The organism is Streptomyces sp. NPDC058274 (assembly GCF_042881375.1).
Classification (GTDB): domain Bacteria; phylum Actinomycetota; class Actinomycetes; order Streptomycetales; family Streptomycetaceae; genus Streptomyces.
The window spans coordinates 113,179-133,726 of sequence record NZ_JBHVXW010000009.1; the positions used below are offsets into that span (position 1 = coordinate 113,179).

A 20,548-nucleotide genomic window follows, 5' to 3' on the forward strand; every position below is an offset into this window, starting at 1 on the left:
CGGGCCGGCTGACCGGAAGCCGGTTCGAGGTGCCTGACGGGAACCGCCGCTGCGGCGACGGTCAGGAACCGACCCTGGCGAGAAGCACGCAGGCGTCGTCCTCGCGCTCCGTCTCGCCGAATTCCTCGACGACTGTCCGTACGCCGTCCTGAGCCGTGCGGGCTCCGCAAAGGCGCGGGGCCAGATCGAGCAACCTCCGGACGGCCGCTGTTCCACCCCGGCTCCCGGCTCCGCTCGGGCGGTGGGACCCCCATCGCCGTGGCACCAGCCCGTCGGTGTGCAGGAGCAGCAGGTCCCCCTCTTCGAGGGTCTCCTCGGCCTGTCCGTAGACGGCGCCCGAGGTCGCACCGAGCAGCACACCGTCCGGTGCGGTGAGCGGACGCCCCGTTCCGTTGCGGAAGAGCAGCGGGGCGGGGTGTCCTGCCTGCGCCCAGGTGAGGGTGCGGGTCTCGGGCTTGTAGCGGCAGCAGACCGCGCTGCCCAGCGCGGGCTGGACGGTGGCGTCCAGTAACTGATTGAGCCAGGACATGAGTTGACCCGGCTGGGTGCCGGCCATGGCCATGCCGCGCAGTGCGCCGAGCAGCGTCGCCATGCCGGATGTCACGGCGACGCCGTGACCGGTGAGGTCGCCGACGGTCAGCAGCGTTTCGCCACCGGGCAGTTCGAGGGCGTCGTACCAGTCGCCGCCGATCAGCGCGCTTGTGGAGGACGGCAGATAGTGGGCGGCCAGGTCGAGCGTCTGAGGCCCCTGGCGCGGAAAGCGCAGCGAGCCGCGCCACGGCGGCAGCACGGACTCCTGTAGTTCGACGGCGAGTTGGTGTTCGGTCTGCGCCCGGTGGTGCTGGCGCTGCATCGAGTCACGCGTCTCGTGCACGACCCGTTGGCTGCGGCGCAGTTCACTGACATCCCGCAGTACGGCCCACATCGAGGCGGTGCTGCCGTCGGCGGCGAGCACGGGCTCACCCATCATGTGCACGGTCCGCACTCCGCCGTCCGGGCGCTGGATGCGGAACTCCCCGTCGATCGGCTTCGCGTCGATGAGGCAGTCCGTGACCATCGCCGTCAGCATCGGCCGGTCCTCGTCGTGGACCAGGGACGGGAGTTCGTCGAGGGTGAGCGGGGGAGCGGCGGGGTCGCGGCCGAGGATCTGGTACAGCTCCCCGGACCAGCTCGCCTCGTCCGTCAGCAGATTCCATTCGGCGCTGCCCACCCGGCTGAGCAGGGCGCCGCGCCGGGGAGCGGGCGGCACGGCGCGGGGCGCGGGAGCGGGCTGCGGCTCGACGGGCACGGGCGCAGGACCGTCCCGCAACTGCGCCAAGTGCTCGTCCAGGTCATGCAGTTGATGCATCGCGAGGTCGCACAGCGCGCGCTGCCAGCGGCCCTGCGGGTCGGCGCCGTCGACGGGTGCGTCACGCCGTACGGCATCCATCTCGCCGCGCAGCCGGCGTGCCTGCGAGATGAGCGCGTCGACCGAGCCGCTCAGCGGCGGTTGGGCGGCGGGGTGGTCCGCAGAGAGATGGGGGGGCATGACGTACTCCGATGCGGGGACGGTACGACCAAGGCTGACGGAAGGACCGTTACGACTGTCGCACAGCCCGCGACGCGCTGTAAGGGATTTGGCAACAGACGACGCGGTGGTGCACCTGGCATATGCCGCAGTCCTTTCGGAGGGTGCGCCTCACCCCGCTGCGGTAGGTGTCCTGCCTGGTCAAATCGTAGAAGCGGTACGCCAATTGACGCAAAGTCAGTACGCGTGCGTCGTCATTCACTCGCACGTTCGAGGGTCATGTGTACGACCTCCATCAACGCCCCGGCGCTCGGACGACCCGCCCCGCACGACACCGGCTCCGCACCTCAGTCAGGCTTCCGCCACGCCCACAAGTCGCAGCACCGCGTCCAGCCCACGATGCCCACCCGGCGCGGCCCCGGCCGGCAGGACATACGACCGCAGCCCCGCCCCGGCCGCCCCGCCGTCCTTCGCGGGATGGTCGCCGACCATCAGCGTCTCCCCGGGACCGGCCCCCACCTCACGGCAGGCCTGCTCGAACAACCGCGGATCGGGCTTCTCCGTGCCGTACGCGTAGGAGTGCACCCACGCCGAGAAGTACCCGTCGAGTCCGTGATGCGCAAAGGTCTCGCGCAGGTCCCAGCCGACGTCGCTCACCACCCCGAGCGCGATCCCGGCGTCCGTCAGCCGCGCCAGCGTCGACGCGGTGTCCGCGTACGGCACCCAGTGCCCGGGCGAGCGGAGCTGCGCGTAGAGCGCACCGGCGTACGGCGCCAGCACGGGCACCGATGCGTACCACGTGGTGAAGGCGTGCCGGTGTGCCCCGGACGACACATCACGCCCGCGCTGCGCCTCGACCACCACGGGGTGGGCCAGGCCTGCCTCCAGTCCGTCGAGCAGCCCTGCCATTTCGGCCTCGTCCACGGGCCGCCCCAGCGCCGCCCGGATCCGGTCCTCGTACGTTGCCATCTGCAGGAGCGTGCCGCCGAAGTCGAAGAGGACGGCACGGACGGGCACCGGGTCGCGGACGGGCGGTGTGGTGCGCAGGGGCCCTTCCGGACCGCAGACGGGAAGACGAGTCATTCGATCTTCATAGCGTGGGGGCCGGCCAAAAGGCCAGACCCCAGGATCTGAACGGCCGGCAGGACCTCACGGCCGCCCGCGACTCCGGCTGGTCGCGGCGGCTCGGTGGGTGCCCAGGGGCCGGCTCGCCCGGTGTCGGTGGCAGATCACGTGTAGAGCTCCGGGCGGGGGGCGAGGTCGACCGGCTCGCGGGTGCCGCTGTGCTGCGACCGGACGCCCGCCTCGGCGACGGCGGACGCCGCGTACCCGTCCCAGGCTGTCGGGCCGACCACCCGGCCGTCCCGGGTCGCGTCGACCCACGCCTGCACCTCCCGGTCATAGGCGTCCGCGAACCGGACGAGGTAGTCCTGGGCCACGTCCTCGCACGCGCCGCCCGCCGTCGTCACGAGCATGGTGTGCTCGTCCCCGATCCGCGCGCTGCCGGACTCGCACACCGCCTCGCACCGCACCTGATAGCCGAAGCCGGAGTTGACGAAGATCTCCACGTCCACCAGCGCGCCCTCCGCCGTCTCGAACAGCACCAACTGTGGATCGGCGAGGCCCTCGGGGGCGTACGACGAGGAGCGGGGCCGCAGCACGGTCACCGCCGTGAGCTCCTGGCCGAGCAGCCAGCGCGCCGCGTCGATCTCGTGCGAGACGGAGCTGTCGACCAGCATCGCGGTGGTGAAGCCGGGCGGGGAGGACACGTTGCGGTGCGTGCAGTGGAGCATCAGGGGCCGGCCCAGCCGCCCGCTGTCCAGCAGTGACTTGAGGCGCTGGTACTCGGCGTCGTACCGGCGCATGAAACCGATCTGCGCGAGCCGCCGGCCGAGCCGGGCCTCGGCTGCCACCACCCGCAGCGCTCCGGTCGAGTCGGGCACCATCGGCTTCTCGCACAGCACCGGCAGTCCGCGCGCGAAGGCCGCGAGCAGCGCCTCCTCGTGCGCGGGCCCGGGCGAGGCGATCAGCACCGCCTGTACGCCCGGCGTGTCGAGCGCGGCCGCCACCTCCGCGTGCACCGAGACACCGTCGATCCCGGCCACGGCCTCCTGGGCCCGCCCGGTCTCGGGGTCGGCGACCGCCGCGACCCGGGCCCCGCTCACTACCCGGTCGATCCGCCGTATGTGGTCAGCCCCCATGTGCCCGGCGCCCAGCACCGCTACGCCCAACAGTTCACTCACGCGCTCACCTCTCCTGCCGACAGGTCCGGCTCAGATTGTCGGCCGTGGAGATCAGTAGCGCAGCACCCCGGCGATCCCTTCCGCGTCCGCGAGGCTGCCGTCGGGGACGAAGCGGACCTCGGCCCCGGTCTCCAGACACTGTTCGACGATCTCGTCGACGATGTCCTCGCGGGCGTCCAGATCGTCGGACTCGGCCGGGAGAAGGTGGTCGCCGTGCTCGTCGCGGACCGTCACACGGTAGTTCTCCTCGACGGCGAGCAGCCGGATGCGGCCCTCGCTCGCGGTCTGCCACACCTCGTCGACTCCGGCGGCGAACTCCTTGCGGCCACGGGCCTGTTCGAGTGCCCGTCCCACCTCGTCGGCCTGCTTCTTCTCCTCGGCGGCGAGCAGCGGACGTACCGCCTGCGCCACCGCCTCGGGTGTGCCGTGCGCGAGGCCGCCGTGCGGGATGTGTGCCGCGTCCTTGGTGACGGTCCCGATCTCGTCGAGCAGGGAGAGGGCGGCGGTCTCGCCCGTGACGTACAGCGGGCGCGGGTGCTCGCGCAGGACGGCGCCCACGGCCGAGTCCGCCTCGCGCAGGAAGCGGCGGCCGTCCTCGTCGCGGAAGGTGCTCGGCATGTCGCCGATCCGCTCCTGGCGCTCCGCGTCGAAGTTCTCGCGGTCCTTCGTCAGCGGAAAACCGTGGGCGCGGGCCTCGACGACATGGCCGCCGGCGCCGTTCCACAGCGTGACCTGGTGGGCGGAGACCGACAGCACCCAGTACGGCCGCTGGGCGGCCTGCGCGGCGACGAGATTGCGGGTCAGGAAGGTGTCCGAGAGCACCACGCGCTCGGGCACGGTGCGGGCCAGCGACCACACCTGGTGCTCGCCGGGCGCAGCGAAGATCGCCAGACCGTCCTCGGCGTGCGTCAGGTCGACCTCGGCCAGGGCCCGGTCGAGCTGCTCGACGACATCGCACCGCCGCTCCCGGCTGACCGCGGGATCGGCCTCCAGCTGCTTCTTGGCCTCGGCCACCACATTGCGCAGCCGGACCGGATCCTGTGCGTTGTCGGGTTCCCGGCGGTGCGTCGGCGTCAGCACGGACACCGCGGGATAGGGCCGCGGCCGGCGCAGCTCGCTGAGGACGGTGGGACTGAGAGCGTGCTCCATATGTGCACCATAGGACCGATTCACCCGGCGGGCATGCGGTGCGGGCGGGCACCGAAGGAGTCCGGATCCGCGGCCGACCAGTCGGCGTCCCAGGAGGCCGGCGGTTCACTGAGCAGGACGCCCGGCGCCAGCCACTCGTACAGCTCCGCGTACGACCGGACCGTCGTCGGATCGGTGCGCCGGAGCAGCATGTGCGGGCCGAGGTCGCGCGGATCCTTTACCCCCATGGCGGCCATCAGCTGGCTCGCGCTGCGCACCGTCGCCCGCTGGTAGCGATGGACGCGCTGGGACTTGTCGGCGACGTCGAGGGCGCGGACGCGGCGCGGGTCCTGGGTGGTGACGCCGACGGGGCAGGTGTTGGTGTGGCAGCGCTGCGCCTGGAGGCAGCCGACGGCGAACATCATCGCGCGGGCCGCGTTCGTGTAGTCCGCGCCCTGCAGCAGCCTCTTGACGATGTCCGAACCCGTGGCGACCTTGCCGCTCGCGCCGATCCGGATGCGGTCGCGCAGCCCGGTCCCGACCAGCGCGTTGTGCACGGTGATCAGCCCCTCGGTGAGCGGGGCGCCGAGATGGTCGGCGAACTCCAGCGGAGCCGCGCCCGTCCCGCCCTCCGCCCCGTCGACCACGATGAAGTCGGGCGTGACGCCTTCCGCGACCATCGCCTTGCACACGGCGAGGAACTGGCGGCGCGAGCCGAGACAGAGCTTGAACCCGGTGGGCTTCCCGCCGGACAACTCCCGCATGCGGGCGAGGAAGAGCACGAGCTCGCGCGGGGTCGAGAAGACCCGGTGGTAGGGCGGTGAGGTCACCGTCTGGCCCTGCGGGACATCGCGTGCCTTGGCGATCTCGGCGTTGACCTTCGCGGCCGGCAGCACACCGCCGATCCCCGGCTTCGCCCCCTGCGAGAGCTTCAGCGACACGCACTTGACCTCGGGAAGCGACGCCTTGTCCGCGAACTCGTGGGGGTCGAAGTCCCCCTCCGAGGTGCGGCAGCCGAAGTACCCGGTACCGATCTCCCAGATCAGGTCGCCGCCGCTGCGCAGGTGGTACTCCGTCAGGCCCCCCTCGCCGGTGTCGTGCGCGAAACCGCCCATCGCCGCGCCTTTGTTGAGCGCCAGGATCGCGTTCGAGGACAGCGCTCCGAAGCTCATGGCGGACACGTTGAGCAGGGCCATGTCGTACGGCTGGGTGCAGTCGGGTCCGCCGACGCGCACCACGGGCGGCTCGTCCGGTACGTCGATGGGACGCATCGACGGTTCCAGGAACTCGTAGCCGTCTCCGTACACGTCCCGCTCGGTGCCGAAGGGTTCCTCGGCCTCGACGCCCTTGGCCCGCTCGTACACGATGCTGCGCACATCGCGGTCGTAGGGGCGGCCGTCGAAGTTCCGCTCGATGAAGTACTGCTGAAGCTCGGGACGCAGCGCCTCCAGCAGGAAGCGGAGATGGCCGAGCAGCGGGTAGTTCCGCAGTACGGAGTGGCGGCGCTGCACCAGGTCCCGGACGCCGAGGGCGGTCAGGGCCAGCAGCGGACCCGCCGCGAACCACCACCACGGCGAGCCGGCCCACACGAGGACCAGCGCCCCGGCCGCGGCGAGGGCGACGAACAACAGCAGGAGCATCCGGCGCACACCTTGAGTCAAACGCATGCGAGGTGAATGAGCGAAAGCAGGCATGCCGCTCGGGTGCCCAGGATGTTGAGGAAGTCTTTGCTCTTGGCCAATTCTTGATCGGATCCACCCGGTGGGACACGGTTCCGAGGGTTCTCCCGTGGCAAAACGCGGCCGAAACCATGGGGTCCGCTGCTCCGGTCAGGTTACGGACGTGTTGACTCCGATTCCTTCATGACGCAGCCTCGTCATATAGGTGCTCGATACAACTGGTTGCCTGGGGCACGCGCTCAATCCGTGGAATTGCAGGTCGCGCGGTGCGTGCCCCGGTGATCGGACGCAGGAGGTAAGCCATGTGTGGCATCACCGGATGGGTCTCCTTCGACCGCGACCTCCGGGCGGAGGCCGGGACATTGGATGCAATGACCGAGACGATGTCCTGCCGCGGTCCTGACGACCGGGGCACCTGGATTGAGGGACCCGCCGCCCTCGGGCACCGCAGGCTCGCGATCATCGACCTCCCCGGTGGGCGCCAGCCCATGACGACGCAGACACCGGACGGCATGGTCGCGCTCGTCTACTCGGGAGAGGCCTACAACTTCACCGAGCTGCGCCGCGAGCTGGCCGGCCGGGGCCACCGCTTCTCGACCGACTCGGACACCGAGGTCGTCCTGCGCGGGTATCTCGAATGGGGTGAGGCGCTCGCCGAGCGGCTCAACGGGATGTATGCCTTCGCCGTCTGGGACGGCCGCCACGACAAGCTCGTGATGATCCGCGACCGCATGGGCATCAAGCCGTTCTACTACTACCCGACCCCCGACGGCGTCCTCTTCGGCTCGGAGCCCAAGGCGATCCTCGCCAACCCGCTCGCCCGCGCCCGAGTGCGGCTCGACGGCCTCAGGGAACTGTTCGCCTTCGTCAAGACGCCCGGACACGCCGTCTGGGACGGCATGCACGAGGTCGAGCCCGGCACCGTCGTCACCGTCGACCGCTCCGGTCTGCGCCGCCACGTCTACTGGCAGTTGGAGACCCGGCCGCACACCGACGACCGCGACACCTCCATCGCCACGGTCCGCTCACTCCTCGACGACATCGTGCGCCGCCAGCTCGTCGCCGACGTGCCGCGCTGCACCCTGCTCTCCGGAGGTCTCGACTCCTCCGCGATGACCGCGCTGGCCGCACGGCAGCTCGCCGAACGCGGCGAGAAGGTCCGCAGCTTCGCCGTCGACTTCGTCGGCCAGGCCGACCACTTCGTCGCGGACGAGCTGCGCGGCACCCCCGACACCCCCTTCGTCCACGACGTGGCCCGCGCCTCCGGCACCGACCACCAGGACATCGTCCTCGACTCGAACGCCCTCGCCGACCCGGACGTACGCGCCAAGATGATCCGCGCCCGCGATCTCCCCATGGGCTTCGGCGACATGGACGCCTCGCTGTATCTGCTGTTCCGGGCCATCCGCGAACACTCGACGGTCGCGCTCTCCGGAGAGTCCGCCGACGAGGTCTTCGGCGGCTATCTGCAGTTCTTCGACGAGGAGGCCCGGCGCGCCGACACCTTCCCCTGGCTGGTCCGCTTCGGGCAGCACTTCGGTGAGGACTCCGACGTGCTGCGCCCGGACCTCACCGGCGCCCTGGACCTGAAGTCGTACATCGCCGACAGCTACCGCGCCGCGACCGCCGGAATCCAGCGCCTCGACGGCGAGAGCGACTTCGAGTACGGGATGCGGCGGATCTGTCACCTCCACCTGACCCGCTTCGTACGGGTCCTGCTCGACCGCAAGGACCGCGCGAGCATGGCGGTCGGCCTGGAGGTGCGGGTGCCGTTCTGCGACCACCGGCTCGTCGAGTACGTCTACAACACGCCCTGGTCCCTGAAGTCCTTCGACGGCCGGGAGAAGAGCCTGCTGCGGGAGGCGACCGCGGACCTGATCCCCCGGTCCGTGTACGACAGGGTCAAGAGCCCCTATCCGTCCACTCAGGACCCCAAGTACGCGATCGCCCTCCAGGAACACGTCAAGGACCTCCTGGCCAAGCCCTCCCACCCCGTGTTCGACCTCGTCGACCGCGCCCGGGTCGCCCGGGCCGCGCACGACGACACCCCGCAGATCATGCAGGCGTCGCGGCGCGGCCTCGAACGGACCCTGGACCTGGCGCTGTGGCTGGACATGTACGCGCCGGAGGTGACGCTCAGCTGAGTGGTCCGAGGTCGGCGGAGTCCACCCGGCGGTCCTCGCCGTCCGCCGGGTCGGCGACCGTGCGGACGGTCGCGTACGCCGTACCTCCCGCGCCGAACCGGTACGGGTTCAGCCGCCCGAGCCCTCCGGTCCGCAGGAGCTGCCGTTGTCCGGCACGGAGCCGTACAGCAGGAAGTCGTCGACCTTCTGGTGCACGCACTTCGAGGAGGCGTACCCGGTGTGCCCCTCGCCCTTGTTGTCGAGGACGACGGCGGAGGAGCCGAGCCGCTCAGCCGTCTCCTGCGTCCAGCGGTACGGGGTGGCGGGGTCGCCGCGGGTGCCGACGAGGACCATCTTCGAGGTGCCGACGTGCCGCACCTCGTCGCGGATGAAGTCGGTGCCCTTGGGGCGGCCGTAGCACATCAGCACCTGGGTGAGCCGGTAGCGGCCGAACACCTCGGACGCCTCCTCGTACTGGGACCGCAGCCGGCCCAGGTCCCGGCTGATCTGGTCGGCGGTGGGCCGGTCGGGATCGTCCGCGCAGTTGATCGCCATCAGCGCTGCCGGGAGGTTGTCCAGGGGCACGTCCTGCTCGTCGACCAGCCCGCCGTCCCGCCGGGCGGAGGTCGCGTGCCCGCCCCGCTGCTCATGGGGCAGGGCCGCGCCGCCCGACAGCTGCATCAGCCCGCGGGTGTCACCGTCCTGGACGAGGGAGGCGAGGCCCTGTTCGAGGGCCGGCCACAGCTGCCGGCTGTAGAGCGCCTGGCCTATCGCGCCGACGACGTCCTGACCGGTGAAGTCCTGGCCGAAGTCCGTCGGCACCGGGTCCTGGTCGAGGGAGTCGACGAGCTGGACCACCTGTTCCCGGGCGGCCCGCGGATCCTGTCCGAAGGGGCAGGACACGTCCTTGGTGCACCAGGTGAGGAAGTCCTCCAGCGCGGTCTGCTGTCCCTCGGCGCCCACCACGCCCTGCTCGGCCAGCGGTTCGGTGAGCGTGTCCACCCCGTCGAGCACCATCCGGCCGACCTTCTTCGGGAACTGCGCCGCGTACACCGCGCCCAGCCGTGTGCCGTACGAGAAGCCCAGATAGTTGAGCTTCTTGTCGCCGAGGGACTGGCGCATCACGTCCATGTCCCGCGACGCGTTCACCGTGCCTATGTGCGGCAGTACGGGCCCGGAGTGCCGCGCGCACTCCTCGGCCGCCTTCCGCACCTGCTCCAGTGCGGCCTGCGGATCGTCGTCGTCCGCGCCGTCCTCCGTCGCGTCCGAGGCCTCGCTCGTGCCGTCCCCGCAGCTGACGGGGGAGGAGCGGCCGACGCCGCGGGGGTCGAAGGTCACCACGTCGTAGCGGTTCGTCAGGCTCATGAAGTCCTTGCCACCTACGGCGAGTTGAGGCACGCCCGCGCCACCGGGGCCGCCGAAGTTCAGCAGCACGGAGCCCCGGGAAGGGCCGGTCGCGCGGTAGCGGGCCAGCGCCAGGTCCAGCGAGCCGTCGCCGGGGTGCGCGTAGTCGAGCGGAACGGTGACCTTTCCGCACTGCAGATCCTTGGGCGTCTCCTCGCCCTCGCAGGCCGCCCACTTGATCTTCTGGCCGTAGAAACGGGACAGGTCGGGCCCCTCGGCGGCCGTCGCCACGGACGGCAGCCCGGCCGCCAGCAGGGCCAGCGTCGTGGTTGCGGTTCCGGCCAACGCGCGGCGTCGGTGCACGGACAGCATGCCTGCCTCCCAGGTCGCCCGGCTGCGGACAGGGGACACCCCGCGGGCCGGCGGACCGGGCAAAACCCGTGATCAGCGGACCGGGGAGACCCCCTGGATCACGATAAGCGGGCCCCCGTGAGCACGCCTCCCGGCGAGCGGCAGAGGCCGCAGTGCCTTACCCTGCGCGCCGCACGGCGGCCGTCGACGACCCGGGGCGGCAGTTCGAAAGCCGTGCCGCTCGATGGGGTGAAAGACGGATAAGCCATAACTCGGATGGTGCTCTTGCGTTTTAACCGGTGCGGGCGAGTGCCCGTGACCATGTCTGGAAGGCAGGGAACCTATGAAACGGGTTACCCGAAATGGTTTGATCGCCGCGGCCGCCGCTTCCGGGGCGATGGCGATGACGATGCCGGCGTCCGCGGACTCCTCGGCGGACGGCACGGCGGCGGGCTCACCCGGGCTGATCTCCGGCAACACCATCCAGCTGCCGGTGCACGTGCCCGTCAACGTGTGCGGAAACACCGTCAACGTGGTCGGGGTCCTGAACCCGGCCGCGGGCAACAGCTGCGCGAACACGTCCGCCGGCGGGAAGCACGGCACGGGCCGCGGCGGTGCCGCCTCCCACGGGGGCGCCTCCGCACAGAGCAGCGGAAAGGATTCGCCAGGTCTGGTCTCGGGCAACGGCGTGCAGCTCCCGGTCCAGCTGCCGGTGAACGTGAGCGGCAACTCCGTGAGCGTGGTCGGCATCGGCAACGCGGCCGAGGGCAACGAGTCCACCAACACCTCGGGCGGCCGGCCCCCTCACCCCGGCAAGCCCGCGCCCAAGCCGCCCAAGGCTTCGACACCGCCCGCGCCGGGACCGCGCAACATCCCGCCGCAGCCCGTGGCGTCCCTCGCGCACACCGGAGCGGACGCCACACTTCCGGCCCTCGCCGGGAGTACGGCCCTGGTCCTGGGAGGGGCCGCGCTCTACCGGCGCTTCCGGCCGTCGCGGGACCGCTGAGGCCCTGCGCCGTCCCTCCGGGAAGGCCCCACCGGACTCGTGACCGGTGGGGCCTCTGCCTTTCTCACGCCCGGCGCCGAGGGTCACCCAGGGCCCCGCTACGACTGCGAGCGACGGCCAACAGCGATACCTGGGTGGCTGGTTGGCATCACCGGTCAACCGGGAACGGCGTGGCGCAGACCGCGCTGATCGGGAAGGATGCTGCGGTGCGGCCGACCACCGCACAGCACACGACCCCCACGAAGTGGAGCGCATCGATGACCTCTCCGGTCTCCCACGACCTCGTCGTCTCCCAGGCCTCGCCCGACGACTGGAAGGTGGTCACCGGCTGGGCCGCGGACGAGGGCTGGAACCCCGGTCTTGCCGACGCTCCGAGCTTCTTCGCACAGGACCCCGAGGGCTTCTTCATCGGCCGGATCGACGGACAGCCGGTCTCGGCGATCTCGGTCGTCAACTACGGCGGTGACTACGCCTTCCTCGGCTTCTACCTCGTCCGCCCCGATCTGCGGGGGCACGGCTACGGGATCACCACCTGGAAGACCGCGCTGGCGCACGCCGGCGGCCGGACCGTCGGCCTCGACGGCGTGGTGGCGCAGCAGGACAACTACCGCAGGTCCGGATTCGAACTCGCCCACCGCACCGTGCGCTTCAGTGGTGCGGCGCCGCGGACCGAGGCTCCGGACGACGTATCGCCCGTCCAGGATCTCAAGACCGTCCTCGAGTACGACAGCGCCTGCTGCCCCGCCGACCGCCCGCGCTTCCTGGAGCGGTGGCTCGCACAGGACGGACACCGTGCCCTCGCCCGCGTCGTCGACGGACGGCTCACCGGTTACGGGGTGATCCGTCCCGGCCGCGACGCGCTGCGGGTCGGCCCGCTGTTCGCGGACACAGCCGACGACGCCCGGGCGCTGTTCGCCGGGCTGACCGCCGATGCCGCCGGGAGCGAGGTCGCCATCGACGTGCCCGAGGCCAATGCACCCGCCGTCGCCCTGGCCGAGGAGTTCGGCCTGGCCCCGTCCTTCGAGACGGCCCGTATGTACACCGGCCCGGTCCGGGAGTTCGCCGCGGACCGCGTCTTCGGCGTCACCACGCTGGAACTCGGGTAGGGCCTGTCCGGCGCAACTCGGCGGGGGCGCCGGGGCTGCGCGGTCAGTGGGCCTCCGGCGCCCGCGCGCCGGAGCGGGGCCGGCGCGCGAACGCCCAGTCCATACGCGGCTCGACGACGTACCGGAAGACCGCACGCACCGGGCTCGTGCACAACAGCGTCATGACGGTCACCGCGGCTGCGGTGACGGCGAGTTCACCGAGCGGGGTGTGCAGCCAGGGGCGGTCGTACCAGTTCCAGAAGCGGGACGACTTGATCAGGAAGCCGTGCAGCAGATAGCCGTACATCGTCCCGGCGCCCAGCGTCGTGAACCACCTGTGCCGGCGCGGCACCCAGGCGAGGAAGCACGCCGTCAGCAGCAGCGCCAGGGCGAACAGCGCGGGCGTCGTGAGCAGCCCCGCCCAGGCCGGTGCCCCCTGCCCCGTCACGCTGCCCCGGTGGTAGAGCCAGCCCGCGTCGAACCACGGCGCCACCCAGTACGCCACCGCCAGGGCGCCCGCGCCCACCGGCAGGGCCAGCAGCCGTGTGCGGCGGCTGCGTACCCGCTCGAAATGCTCCGGCCGCAGCGTCAGCCCGACCACGAAGAACGGCATGAATCCCAGCACCCGCTGGAGCGCGAGATCACCGCCCAGCTCGGGTGAGACGGCGGCGAGCACGGCCAGGCCGAGGGCGACCGGCACGGGGTGGCGCAGCGCCAGCCACACCGGCGTCGTCATCCGCCAGACGAACAGCGCGACCAGGAACCACATCACGTACCAGGGATCCAGCAGGCTCAGCGGATACCCCGGGTCGTCCTGCGCCCAGCGGTAGAAGAGCGTGTACGCCGTCTCGAAGACGAGGTACGGCACCACGACCCCGGTGAGCAGACGCCGCAGCCGTCCGGGCGCCATGTCGAAGCTCCGCGAGAAGTACCCGGAGATCAGCGCGAACGCGGGCATGTGGAACGCGTACACGGTCAGATAGGCGGCCGTGACGGTCCGGCTGCCGTACGTCAGCGGCTCCCAGGCGTGTCCGCAGACCACGAGCACGATGGTGAGGTACTTCGCGTTGTCGAAGTACGCGTCCCTGCCGGGGCGTGCGGGTGGGGGGACGTCTTCGTGCGGCACCACGTCTCCATGACCTGGGGGAGGATCTGACTGTCAGCCGCCTGCCCGGGAACGGAGCGGCCAGTCACCGGAGATTCTCCCGGCCCGGACGGGCGCCGTTGACCACGGAGCGGCGACGCGCGGCCGGCCGGCTAGCCGAGCTCCCGCGCGTGCTCCACGGCCGCACGCAGCGGGCCGCGGTGCACCGGACCGTGCCCCGGCAGCAGAACGTCCGCCGGCAGGTCCTCGATGGTCCGGAGCGCCGCGAGGGACCGCTCGCGCTCGGCGTCGAACATCGCCGGCAGCAGCTGCGGGCCGTGCACCTGTGAGGTCGGATGGCCGCTGACCAGCGCGTCACCGGAGATCAGGACGCCGGCCTCGGGCAGATGGAAGGCGCTGTGACCGGCCGTGTGCCCGGGCGTGTGGACCGGCACGGGCCGGCCCGGCAGATCGAGCGCGCCCTCGCCGGGGAACGGCTGCGGCCGCGTCATCCGGACGTCCGCCTTGCCTCCCGAGCGAAGGGCCCGCACGGCCCAGGGCAGCACTCCGGGACGCCAGGCCTGGCGCGCCACCTGGCCCACGGACACCTGGTGCAGGAACTCGCGGCGGGCGTGCGGCAGTTCCGCCTCGTGCAGCTGAACGGGGATGCCGTAGGTGTGGCTGAGGTACTCGGCCGAGCCGAGGTGGTCGTTGTGCGCGTGGGTGACGAGGACGGCGACGACGGACTCGGGGGCGTGGCCGAGCGTCTCCAGCGACGCGAGGAGCGCCTGCCGGTCGCCCGGATAGCCGGTGTCGACCAGCGTGACCGCGTCCCCGTCGGACAGGACGACCCAGTTCGTGTCGCTGCCGTGCACCAGATGAACTCCGGGTGCCACCTGAACGATCGCGTCCTCGCTCATGACTCTCCCGCGACTCGATGACCGCACGGCCGGACCGGGCCGTCTCAGGGCGAAGCTACCGCGTGAGCGGAACCGACGCTTCCCGCCCCCCGGCACCCGCGGCCGAGCGGGCCCGCGGAGGGCAGCCGACCTGCACCCGGAGATCCGGCCTGCACCCGGAGATCCGGCCTGCACCCGGAGATCCGGCCGGGATCCGGTGATCCGGGGCGTGCCCGGGAGCACCGGACGGCGGCCGGTCGTCCGCGCGCCCGGATCATTGGACCGCGGCCAGCCAGGTCCGCCACACGTGCCGCGTGTTCGGCACGTCAGGGTGGTCGAGGAGCCAGAGGACGTATCCGGCGTGCAGCCGCGCCCACGGGTTGTCCGAGCGGTGGGCCCGGGTCAGCCGCTCCCGCAGCTCGTCACCGTCCACGGCCCGGGCCACCCGCACGTACTCACGGTCCTTGCAGCGGTAGGCCCGCCGGACGACGGTCTCGGTCAGGTCGATGAGCTTGGCCCGGGCCGCCTCGTCCCGCCCCGCACCCGCCACCTCGCGCAGGAGCCCCTGTTTCGTGCCCCACGCCTTGGCATACCGCGTCCACTCCTGCGGATACCGCGCCTCCCACTCCAGGAAGAGCAGGGCGTACGGCAGCCCCGGCCACGTCACGATGTCCTCGGCGCCCCGCCCGTCCCACAGCCCTTCGGGCAGCGAGTGGCTCCGGACGTCGACGTACTCCTCATGTGCGCGCAGGAGGGCCGGCTCCTCGAACGGCGAGCCCGTACCCGTACCCGCCGTCAGCCGCCACACCTCGTTGAACCGGTCCCGCGCCACCGCCGTACTGCGCTGCGCCGCGGTCAGCCGGGCGTGTGCCGCCGCCCGTTCAGCGGGGTCTTCCGCTATCAGTCCGTACGCCCATCCCAACCGCTCGTCCCACGCCCGGGCGTCATCCACGCCCGGGCCTGTCACCTCTGCCATACGACAGATCATCCCTGAGCAATTGCCGCATGGCGACACTCAGCGCACGGACGGTGGCGCGGGCTGGACGAGGCCGGACTGGTGGGCGATGACGACCAGTTGGGCGCGGTCGCGGGCATGGAGTTTGGTCATGGCCCGCTGGACGTGGGCCCGCGCGGTCAAGGGGCTGACGACGAGCCGCCCGGCGATCTCGGTGTCGGAGTGGCCTTCGGCCGCCAGGGCCGTCACCTCCCGTTCGCGGGCGGTGAGAGCGGCGAGAGCCTCCGGGGGTGCCAACGGGGTGCCCGGCGCGGGCGCCGTGAGGAAACGCGTGATGAGGGCGCGGGTGGCGAGCGGGGAGAGGAGGGCGTCTCCGGAGGCCACCGTACGGACGGCGGCGAGCAGGGCGTCCGCCCCGGCGTCCTTGCCGAGGAACCCGCTCGCACCGGCGCGCAGGGCCTGGGCGACGTACTCGTCGATCTCGAACGTGGTCAGGATGAGGACACGGGTGGCGGCCAGGTCCGGGTCGGCGCAGATGGTGGTCGTGGCGGTCAGCCCGTCGGTGCCGGGCATACGGATGTCCATCAGGACGACATCGGGGTGGTGGACACGGGTGAGCTCGACCGCCTCCCTGCCGTCGGTGGCCTCGGCGACCACCTCCAGATCGGTGCAGGAGTCGATCAGGATGCGAAAGGTGGCTCGCAGGAGCGCCTGGTCGTCGGCGAGCAGGACACGGATGGTCATGTGCTTCGGTCTTCTTCCGGGGTCCGGGGATGCGGTCGTCGGGTTCTCCGGTCGGGGACGGAGTCCATGGTGGACGACACCGCGCCCGAACAGCCGCCGAGCAGGGCCCGTGTCGAACGGCGGACGAAAACCGTGCGTGACGAGCGGAGCCGGGAACAGCGCGTACCGACGGGCGTACCAGGAGCGCCCGGGGTGCCTCACGGGCCGCCGGCCGACTGATTGCCCGACTTATCCCATTGCTTGCCCTCTCAACTGATGCTGGAGTGAGCACATGGATCACGTTGGGGTACTGGCTTTGTTCGACCGGGACATGCGGGAGGGTGCGCGGCCCGACGGTCCGGGCGCCCGGATCGATCACCTGGGCCGGGTGGTGCGCCAGGTCGGCACCGAGCGGGGCTGGAACGGCGTGGTCTGGTCGGACCTCGACGAATCGACCGCCGACGCGGCGATTGCCGAGCAGGTGCGGTACTTCACCGGGCTGGGGCGTGACTTCGAGTGGAAGCTCTACGGGCATGACCAGCCGGAGGACCTCTGGCAGCGGCTGACGGCGGCCGGGTTCACCGCCGAGGCGGAAGAGACATTGATGATCGCGGAGTTGGGCGATCTGACGCTCGACGCCGAGCCGCCCGAAGGCGTACGGCTGCTCCCCGTCACCGACCGGGCCGGAGTCGACCTGGTGGCGGACGTCCATGAGCAGGCCTTCGGTACGGACGGCACCCGGCTGCGCCACCAACTGCTCGCCCAGGTGACCGGCGACGCGGACAACGTCGTCGCCGTGGTCGCCCTCGCCGGTGACACACCGGTCAGCGCGGCCCGAATGGAACTCGTGCCGGGCGCCCGGTTCGCCGGGCTGTGGGGCGGGGGCACGGTCGAGGGCTGGCGCGGCCGCGGCATCTACCGCGCCCTCGTGGCCCACCGCGCCCGGGTCGCCGCCGACCGCGGCTACCGCTACGTCCAGGTCGACGCCTCCAGCCAGAGCCGCCCGGTCCTCGCCCGCCTCGGCTTCGTGCCCCTGACCACGACGACGCCGTACGTGTACGCGGTCGACGCGGGCCGGGTTGCGCCGGACGCGTGAGCGACGTGACCGGCGGGGGCGGGGCGACGGTCTCGGCCCGGTCGGTCGGTCCGGCCGAGAGAGCGCACGGAGCCGCAGATCAGCGACGTGACCGGTGGGGGCGGGGCGACGGTCTCGGCCCGGTCGGTCGGTCCGGCCGAGAGAGCGCACGGATCGCCACCGAGGCAGCCAACACGCGCTGCACGACGCCGAGTTGACGATCAACCGGTCTCGTCACAGATCCAGCTGGTATTCCACTGCCCGGTGCGTCGGCAGGTATCCGAGGGCGTCATTGACCGCGTTCATCGCCGCGTTGCTGTCCGCGGTGTCGGTCAGCAGCCCGCCGAGCTCGGGGTGCCGTGCGCGAGCGCGCCGGATCGACTCCGCCTTCATCCAGCGCCCGAGTCCGTGTCCGCGGTGCTCGGGCAGCACGCCGGTGCCGTAGTGCTGCCCGTCCCCTCTTCCGTCGCCCGGCACGACCAGTTCCGAGAAGCCGACGACCGAGCCGTCCGAGGTGTCCACGGCCGCGACCGTGTGCAGCAGCTCCCCGCGCTTCGCGATCGTCTCGGCGGCCGTGACCACCCGCTCCACGTCCCAGGCGACCGTCCCGTAGTCGGTCCCCTCCATCGGCATGTCGTCCATGGCCCGCCGTGAGTCGGCGAAGGTCTGCACAAGTTCCCCGGGCACCGTGCCGTCCCAGTGCACCAACGCGTAACCGGGGTGCGGCTGTTGGGCGAGGGCGGTGATGCGGTCGAGCGGCGCGTCGGCCAGCGGCAGCCGCGCGTACGTCAGCGCCAGCACCCGCCGGAAACCGCGCGCCGCCAGGAACAGATCGCCGGGCGACTCCGCCTCGGCCTGCGCGATCAGCGACCGGCGACGATCGGCACGGGCCGCGTCGACGGCCGCGTCGAGCAGTCGCGTCCCGGCGCCCCGCCGGCGCTCCGCGGGATGCACCGCCCCTTCGAGCTCGGCAAGATGCTCCTGCCCCTCCTTCGTGAACAGCCGCACGAAGGCGGAACCCACGGGCACACCCCCGTCGTCGGAGGCGAGCCATGCCAGCCGTCGGCTCGACGGCGTGGGCTCGGGATCGGTCAGGGGCGTGATGCGCAGGGGCAAGGTGTCTCCGTGGGCTGCGGGATGCGGTGGTGAGCCCGCAGAAGCTAGCCGCCGTTTCGCGACGCCCGCAACAGGTTTTGCCCGCGCAGGGGCGGAGCCGCTCCCGACGCGGGAGCGGCTCCGGTCAACAGGTGCCGGACCCTCGGCACGGTGAGCCGTCGGGTGCCGGGGCAGGCGTCCAGCACCCGGAACACCGGAACCGCCTCCCGCCGCAGGCGACGGGCCGGTGCCGTGCAGGCGTCCGTCAGCGGTGCGCCTTCGCCCGGTCCAGCGCGGCCACGCCGAGGGCGGCCAGAGCGATCTGGATGAGCCACTCGACCCAGTCGATCCCGTCGGTGTCGGCCACACCGAACGCCGCCGCGATGCCCGCGCCGATGAACGCGGCGACGATGCCGACCGCGATCGTCCACAGGATGCCGATGCGCTGGCGCCCCGGGACGACCAGCCGGCCCAGAACGCCGATGACGATACCGATCACGATGGCACTGATGATGCCCGAGATCTCCATCTCTGCCCCTCTTCGTCGGAACTCCCCGCACCGGGCGTCTTCCCGTTCGAGGCGGAGCCAGTCGCTCCCCGCACCGGGCGTCTTCCCCTTCGAGGGGGAGTCAGTCCCACCCTGCCGGTCACGGTCTTCTGTTCAGTACCCCGACTTGCCATGTACCGTTCAATGGCCTGTCGTGCGGGGCTCGGTCAACGGCCGTTCTACGCGCGCAGACTGGCGCCCGCACCGCCTCTCCCCACCCCTCACGGAGGTTTGCCGGATGCTCGGATTCAGAAGGTCCCGCCACAGACTCACCACGGCGCTGACCGTGTTCGGACTGCTCACCACGGGCGCCGCCGTCCAGGCGTCCTCGGCCGCTCCGGCCGCCGCTGCCACCCCCCACCGCGTCCTGTTCGACAACGCGCACGCCGAGACGGCCGGCAACGCCGACTGGATCCTCTCCACCAGTCAGCCCGACCCCCTGGGCCAGGACTCCACACCCTCCGCCGAAACCGACTGGACCGGCGCGATCTCGTCCTGGGGCGTAGCCCTGCAGAAGACCGGCAACTACAGCCTCAAGACGCTGCCTTCGGGCTCCAGCCTCTCCTACGGCGGCTCCGCCACCACCGATCTGAAGAACTTCGACACCCTGGTCCTGCCCGAACCGAACACGCTCTTCACCACGGCCGAGAAGACCGCCATCATGACGTTCGTCAAGAACGGCGGCGGCCTGTTCATGATCTCCGACCACACCGGCGCCGACCGCAACAACGACGGCGAGGACGCGGTCGAGATCCTCAACGACCTGATGACCAACAACAGTGTCGACAGCACAGACCCGTTCGGCTTCTCCATCGACTCGCTGAGCATCAGTTCGGACTACCCGAGCGCCGTCAGCGACAGCTCCAACGCGGTCCTGCACGGATCCTTCGGCACGGTCAGCAAGAGCCTCATCGCCAGCGGTACGACGGCCACGCTCAAGCCCGCCGACAACGGAGCCGTCAAGGGCCTGCTCTACCGCACCGGTTACTCCGGGAACACGGGCGCCTTCTTCGCCACCAGCACGTTCGGCAGCGGCCGCGTCGCGTTCTGGGGCGACAGCTCCCCGATCGACGACGGCACCGGCCAGTCCGGCAACACGCTGTACGACGGCTGGAACGACTCCGGTGCGACGAACGCCGCCCTCGCCCTCAACGCCACCGAGTGGCTCGCCGGGGGCAGCAGCAGCGGTGGAGGCGGCACCTGCACAGCCGCCCAGCTGCTCGCCAACCCCGGTTTCGAGTCGGGCAGTTCGTCCTGGACGACCAGCAGCGGGGTGATCACCAACGACTCCGGCGAAGCCGCCCGTACGGGCTCGTACAAGGCCTGGCTGAACGGCTACGGCTCCGCGCACACCGACACACTGGCCCAGTCGGTGACCATCCCGTCCGGCTGCGCCGCCACCCTGAGCTTCTATCTCCACGTGGTCACGGCCGAGACGACCACCAGCACGGCGTACGACACCCTCAAGGCCCAGGTCCTCAACAGTGGTGGCACCGTGCTGTCGACCCTGGCCACCTACTCGAACCTGAACGCCGGTTCGGGGTACACCCAGCGCAGCTTCAGCCTGAGCGGGTATGCCGGGCAGACGGTCACCGTCAAGTTCACCGGCGTCGAAGGCTCCACCCTGCAGACGTCGTTCGTCCTGGACGACACGGCGGTCAACGTGAGTTGAGCGACGGGGGCGGGCCCGTTGCCGGGGCCCGC

At 71.4% G+C, this 20,548-nt stretch carries 17 protein-coding genes; 5 read left to right on the top strand and 12 right to left on the bottom strand.

What is annotated here, in order from left to right; all coding sequences use genetic code 11:
• Positions 1–61: 61 nt before the first annotated feature.
• The 5 genes from ACFVYF_RS19855 to ACFVYF_RS19875 all read right to left on the bottom strand — a co-directional run bounded on the left by ACFVYF_RS19855 (position 62) and on the right by ACFVYF_RS19875 (position 6,545).
• Complete coding sequence (locus tag ACFVYF_RS19855) at positions 62–1,528, bottom strand: PP2C family protein-serine/threonine phosphatase (RefSeq protein WP_389456966.1); 1,467 nt, start codon at positions 1,526–1,528, stop codon at positions 62–64.
• A gap of 330 nt (positions 1,529–1,858) precedes the next feature.
• Positions 1,859–2,590, bottom strand: a complete 732-nt coding sequence (locus ACFVYF_RS19860; protein ID WP_389456968.1) for an HAD family hydrolase — start codon at positions 2,588–2,590, stop codon at positions 1,859–1,861.
• Between the two features lie 146 nt (positions 2,591–2,736).
• A complete protein-coding gene (locus tag ACFVYF_RS19865; protein WP_389456970.1) occupies positions 2,737–3,750 on the bottom strand; it encodes a Gfo/Idh/MocA family protein in 1,014 nt (337 codons plus the stop codon).
• A 51-nt stretch (positions 3,751–3,801) separates the two neighbouring features.
• A complete protein-coding gene (locus ACFVYF_RS19870; RefSeq protein WP_389456972.1) occupies positions 3,802–4,899 on the bottom strand; it encodes a chemotaxis protein in 1,098 nt (365 codons plus the stop codon).
• A gap of 20 nt (positions 4,900–4,919) precedes the next feature.
• Entirely contained in the window at positions 4,920–6,545 is a 1,626-nt protein-coding gene (locus ACFVYF_RS19875) for an FMN-binding glutamate synthase family protein (RefSeq protein WP_389456973.1), read from the bottom strand.
• Positions 6,546–6,859: 314 nt separating this feature from the next.
• Here ACFVYF_RS19875 and asnB point away from each other — a divergent pair, with 314 nt between their 5' ends.
• Complete coding sequence (asnB, locus tag ACFVYF_RS19880; protein ID WP_389456975.1) at positions 6,860–8,701, top strand: asparagine synthase (glutamine-hydrolyzing); 1,842 nt, start codon at positions 6,860–6,862, stop codon at positions 8,699–8,701.
• 108 nt (positions 8,702–8,809) lie between these two features.
• Here the strand turns inward: asnB and ACFVYF_RS19885 are convergent, their stop codons facing one another.
• Complete coding sequence (locus ACFVYF_RS19885; RefSeq protein ID WP_389456977.1) at positions 8,810–10,396, bottom strand: alpha/beta fold hydrolase; 1,587 nt, start codon at positions 10,394–10,396, stop codon at positions 8,810–8,812.
• Positions 10,397–10,718: 322 nt separating this feature from the next.
• Between ACFVYF_RS19885 and ACFVYF_RS19890 the strand changes: the two genes are divergently transcribed.
• Positions 10,719–11,381 carry a chaplin gene (locus ACFVYF_RS19890; protein WP_389456979.1) on the top strand — a complete coding sequence of 221 codons (663 nt, stop codon included), beginning with the start codon at positions 10,719–10,721 and terminating at the stop codon, positions 11,379–11,381.
• Between the two features lie 257 nt (positions 11,382–11,638).
• Positions 11,639–12,487 (top strand): GNAT family N-acetyltransferase, encoded by an 849-nt coding sequence (locus ACFVYF_RS19895; protein WP_389456982.1) that lies wholly within the window; start codon positions 11,639–11,641, stop codon positions 12,485–12,487.
• 43 nt (positions 12,488–12,530) lie between these two features.
• Here the strand turns inward: ACFVYF_RS19895 and ACFVYF_RS19900 are convergent, their stop codons facing one another.
• The 4 genes from ACFVYF_RS19900 to ACFVYF_RS19915 form a co-directional block, all read right to left on the bottom strand.
• Positions 12,531–13,592, bottom strand: a complete 1,062-nt coding sequence (locus ACFVYF_RS19900; protein ID WP_389456984.1) for an acyltransferase family protein — start codon at positions 13,590–13,592, stop codon at positions 12,531–12,533.
• 131 nt (positions 13,593–13,723) lie between these two features.
• Positions 13,724–14,470: an MBL fold metallo-hydrolase gene (locus tag ACFVYF_RS19905; protein ID WP_389456986.1), complete on the bottom strand. Its 747-nt coding sequence runs from the start codon at positions 14,468–14,470 to the stop codon at positions 13,724–13,726.
• A 253-nt stretch (positions 14,471–14,723) separates the two neighbouring features.
• Positions 14,724–15,425, bottom strand: coding sequence for a hypothetical protein (locus ACFVYF_RS19910; RefSeq protein WP_389456987.1), 702 nt, complete (start codon positions 15,423–15,425; stop codon positions 14,724–14,726).
• A 39-nt stretch (positions 15,426–15,464) separates the two neighbouring features.
• The gene (locus tag ACFVYF_RS19915) at positions 15,465–16,148 is read right to left on the bottom strand and encodes a response regulator (RefSeq protein WP_389456988.1); all 684 of its coding nucleotides are present in this window, start codon (positions 16,146–16,148) and stop codon (positions 15,465–15,467) included.
• A gap of 271 nt (positions 16,149–16,419) precedes the next feature.
• Here ACFVYF_RS19915 and ACFVYF_RS19920 point away from each other — a divergent pair, with 271 nt between their 5' ends.
• A complete protein-coding gene (locus tag ACFVYF_RS19920) occupies positions 16,420–17,223 on the top strand; it encodes a GNAT family N-acetyltransferase (protein WP_389456990.1) in 804 nt (267 codons plus the stop codon).
• 213 nt (positions 17,224–17,436) lie between these two features.
• On the opposite strand, the gene ACFVYF_RS19925 is transcribed toward ACFVYF_RS19920, so the two are convergent.
• Entirely contained in the window at positions 17,437–18,318 is an 882-nt protein-coding gene (locus tag ACFVYF_RS19925) for a GNAT family N-acetyltransferase (protein WP_389456992.1), read from the bottom strand.
• 244 nt (positions 18,319–18,562) lie between these two features.
• On the bottom strand, positions 18,563–18,826 hold the full coding sequence (locus tag ACFVYF_RS19930) for a GlsB/YeaQ/YmgE family stress response membrane protein (protein WP_389456994.1): 264 nt from the start codon (positions 18,824–18,826) through the stop codon (positions 18,563–18,565).
• Positions 18,827–19,082: 256 nt separating this feature from the next.
• Here ACFVYF_RS19930 and ACFVYF_RS19935 point away from each other — a divergent pair, with 256 nt between their 5' ends.
• A complete protein-coding gene (locus tag ACFVYF_RS19935) occupies positions 19,083–20,516 on the top strand; it encodes a hydrolase (protein WP_389456995.1) in 1,434 nt (477 codons plus the stop codon).
• The last annotated feature ends 32 nt before the right edge of the window (positions 20,517–20,548 follow it).